Here is a 4,283-nt window from a genome sequence, read left to right as displayed (position 1 = left end):
CTCGTGCGTGACCAGCGGCGAGCCGAGCGGCGGGCGCACCACGATAATTCCGCCCGACAGCCCCTTGCCGACATAGTCGTTCGCCTCGCCCATCACCTCGATCTTCAGCCCGGGCGCGGCGAAGGCGCCGAGCGACTGGCCGGCCGAGCCCGAGAGCTTGATCGTCAGATGGTCCGGCTGCAGCCCGTTCTCCGTCATCCCGAAGCGCCGGACGATGTGGCTCGACACCCGCGTCCCGATCGAGCGCAGCGTGTTCTGCACCGCGTAGGAGAGCTGCATCTTCTCGCCGTCCTTGAAGAAGGGCTCGGCGTCGGTGACGATCTGCGCGTCGAGCGTGTCCGGCACCGGGTTGCGCGGCTTCTTCCGGTCCCAGGCCAGCCCCTCGGTCCGGTCGACCTTGATGAGCAGCGGGTTGAGGTCGAGATCGTCGAGATGCTCCGCCCCGCGGCTCACCTGCGTCAGCAGATCCGCCCGCCCGATCACCTCGTCGATCGACCGCGCCCCGACGCTCGCCAGCACCTCCCGGACCTCCTGGGCATAGAAGCTCATCAGGTTCACGACCTTGTCCGCCGTCCCGGTGAACTTCGCCCGGAGCGCCGGGTCCTGCGTGCACACCCCCACGGGACAGGTGTTGCTCTGGCACTGCCTGACCATGATGCAGCCCATGGCGATCAGGGCCGCCGTCCCGATCCCGAACTCCTGCGCCCCGAGCATCGCCGCGATGACGATGTCCCGCCCGGTCCGGAGCCCGCCGTCCGTCCTCAGGATCACCCGGTCGCGCAGGTTGTTCACCGTCAGCACCTGGTGCGCCTCGGAAAGGCCCATCTCCCACGGCAGCCCGGCGAACTTGATCGAGGTGATCGGCGACGCCCCGGTCCCGCCGTTGTGCCCGGAGATCAGGATCACGTCCGCCTTCGCCTTGGCGACCCCCGCCGCGATCGTCCCCACCCCCGACTGGCTGACCAGCTTCACGCAGACCCGCGCCTGCGGGTTGATCTGCTTCAGGTCGTAGATCAGCTGCGCCAGATCCTCGATCGAGTAGATGTCATGATGCGGCGGCGGCGAGATCAGCGTCACCCCCGGCGTCGAATGCCTGAGCTTGGCGATCAGCTCCGTCACCTTGATCCCGGGCAGCTGCCCGCCCTCGCCCGGCTTCGCCCCCTGGGCGATCTTGATCTCGAGCTCCTCGCAGTGGTTGAGGTAATCCGCCGTCACCCCGAACCGCCCGCTCGCCACCTGCTTGATCTTGGCGCTCGGATTGTCCCCGTTCGGCTCCGGCACGTAGTGCGCCGGATCCTCGCCCCCCTCGCCCGAGTCCGACTTCGCCCCGATCCGGTTCATCGCCACGTTCAGCGTCTTGTGCGCCTCGGGCGACAGCGCGCCGAGACTCATCCCCGGCGTCACGAACCGCTTCCTGATTGCGGTGATCGACTCGACCTGGTCGAGCGGCACCGGCCCCTCCTTCGGCTGGAAATCGAGCAGGTCGCGCAGATGGATCGGCGGCCGCGCCTGCATCGTCTTCGAATACTGCGTCCAGAGGTCGTATGACCCGCGGTCGCAGGCCGACTGCAGGATATGCATCGACCGGGCCTCCCAGGCGTGACTCTCGCCCGAGCGCCGCATCTTGTGGAAACCGCCGATCGGCAGCACCGTGTCCGCCCCCCGCCAGGCACGGCCATGCACCTTCTCGACCTGCCGCTGCAGCCCCGAGACGCCGATGCCGGAGATGCGGGAGAGCATGCCGGGGAAATACTCCGCCACCATGGCGCGGCTGAGCCCCACCGCCTCGAAGTTCAGCCCGCCGCGGTAGGAGGAGATCACCGAGATCCCCATCTTCGACATGATCTTGAGCAGCCCCCAGTCGATCGCCTCGCGGTAGCGCGCCACCGCCTCGGTCATCGTGCCGGGGATCAGCCCCCGCGCGATCCGGTCGGCGATCGAATCCTCCGCCAGATAGGCGTTGACCGTGGTCGCCCCGCAGCCGACCAGCACGGCGAAATAATGCGGGTCGATGCACTCGCCCGAGCGCACGTTGAGCGAGGTGAAGGTCCTGAGGCCCTTGGCCGTCAGCCAGGAATGCACCGCGCTCGTGGCGAGGATCATCGGCATCCCCGCCCGCTCCGGGCCCTGCCCGCGGTCGGTCAGCACCAGGTGGTTGACTCCGGCGCGCACCGCCTCCTCCGCCTCGGCGCGGATGCGCGCGAGCCCGGCCTGCAGCGTGTTCGGCCCCTCGCCGACCGGGAAGGTGCAGTCGATCTCCTCGGCCTCGTCGCCTGCCCGCCGCGCGATCTCGGCGAAGCGGAGATCCGAGACGAAGGGGCTCTCCAGCGTCAGGATCTCGGTCTGGCTGTTGTTCTCGTCGAGCACGTTCTTGAGGTTGCCGAAGCGCGTCTTCAGCGACATCACCCGATGCTCGCGCAAGGAGTCGATCGGCGGGTTCGTCACCTGGCTGAAGTTCTGCCGGAAGTAATGGCTGAGCGGCCGGTAATGCTCCGACAGCACCGCCGGCGGCGTGTCGTCCCCCATCGAGCCGATCGCCTCCTTGCCGTCCTCGGCCATCGGATGCAGGATCTGCTCGAGATCCTCGATGGTGTAGCCGGCGGCGATCTGTCGCCGCCGGAGCTCGGTGCCGGTGAAGATCGGATATTCCTCGACCGCGCGCGTCTCGTCCTCGAGGTCGACGATCGAGCCGATCCACTCGCCGAACGGCTGGCTCGCCGCCATCAGATCCTTGATCTCGGCGTCGTGGTAGAGCCTGCCCTCGCCCATGTCGACGGCGAGGAGCTGCCCCGGCCCGAGCGCGCCCTTCTCGATGCAGGTCATGTCGTCGGTCGGCACCATGCCCGCCTCCGACCCGGCGATGACCAGCCCGTCGCCGGTCACGACGTAGCGCATCGGCCGGAGCCCGTTGCGGTCGAGCCCGCCGCACACCCAGCGCCCGTCCGTCATCGCCAGCGCCGCCGGCCCGTCCCAGGGCTCCATGACCGAGTTGGAATAGGCGTACATGTCCTGCCAGGCCTGCGGCATCTTGGTCGCGAGCTTCGACCAGGCCTCGGGCACCAGCATCGACTTCGCCATCGGCGCGATGCGCCCCGCCCGCACCAGCACCTCGAAGACGTTGTCGAGCGCGGCCGAGTCGGACGACCCCGGCAGCACGATCGGCTTGATGTCCTCGGCGAGCTCGCCGAAATAGTCCGAGCTCATCCGGATCTCGTGGCTCCTGAGCCAGTTGAGGTTGCCCTTCAGCGTGTTGATCTCGCCGTTGTGGGCGAGCATGCGGAACGGCTGCGCCAGCCACCAGCGCGGGAAGGTATTGGTCGAATACCGCTGGTGATAGATGGCGAAGGCGCTCTCGAAGCGCGGATCCTGCAGGTCCGGGTAGAAGATGCTGACCGTCTCCGCCAACATCATCCCCTTGTAGATGATCGACCGGCAGGAGAGCGAGCAGACGTAGAAGTCGCGGATCCCCGCCGCCGCCTTCTCGATCCGCCGGCGGATGACGTAGAGCTCGCGCTCGAAGGTCTCCTCGTCCACCCCCTTCGAGTTCGAGATCAGGATCTGCTCGATCTCCGGCCGGGTCGCATTCGCCTTCTGCCCGAGCACCGAGATGTCGACCGGCACGTGCCGCCAGCCGTAGATATAGTAGCCCATGCGCAGCACCTCGGTCTCCACGACCGTCCGCGCCGTCTCCTGCCCGCCGAAGTCGTTCCTGGGCAGGAAGATCTGCCCGACCGCCAGCCGCTCGCCCCTCGGCTGATGCCCGGTGCGCCGCACCTGGTCCTCGAAGAAGGCCGCCGGGATCTGCACGTGCATCCCCGCCCCGTCCCCGGTCTTGCCGTCGGCATCGACCGCCCCGCGGTGCCAGACCGAGGAGAGCGCCTTGATGGCGTTCTCCACCACCTGCCGCCGCGGCCTGCCGTCGATCGCCACCACCAGCCCGACCCCGCAGGAGGCATGCTCCTGCTCCGGCCGATAGAGTCCCTCGGCCTCCAGCCGCGCGAACTCCGCTTCCTTGGCGGCGACCCAAGCCTCGTCGTAAGTGGTCATCGCGTCACTCCTGGCAGGAAGCGGCCAGCGGCCGTGGGCTTGAAGGAAGGGGGTTTTTATGCATATGTTTACTGATCGCTAACCGGCGGCGTCTCTGGTCGTCGGCATGGCCGATCGGTACGAGTGGGATAGCGCGAAGCGGGGCTCGAACCTTGCCAAGCATGGGATCGACTTTAACGAGATCGCTCGCTTCGAATGGGCCACGGCAACCGTGGTGCCCGATCGTCGGGTGGACT

2 protein-coding genes are annotated in these 4,283 nt (G+C 67.9%); one reads left to right on the top strand and one right to left on the bottom strand.

What is annotated here, in order from left to right:
* Positions 1–4,047, bottom strand: a 4,047-nt coding sequence (gene gltB / locus Q0112_RS11825) for a glutamate synthase large subunit (RefSeq protein ID WP_297975580.1), incomplete at its 3' end; no start/stop codon positions are given.
* Between the two features lie 106 nt (positions 4,048–4,153).
* Between gltB and Q0112_RS19460 the strand changes: the two genes are divergently transcribed.
* Positions 4,154–4,283 (top strand): BrnT family toxin (locus tag Q0112_RS19460; RefSeq protein WP_367278469.1); only part of this gene is annotated, 130 nt, incomplete at its 3' end.

The organism is uncultured Amaricoccus sp. (genome assembly GCF_937858865.1).
In the GTDB taxonomy this organism is placed as follows: Bacteria; Pseudomonadota; Alphaproteobacteria; order Rhodobacterales; family Rhodobacteraceae; genus Amaricoccus.
Note: the sequence above shows the minus strand (reverse complement) of the source record. Positions and strands in the feature narration are given on the sequence as shown.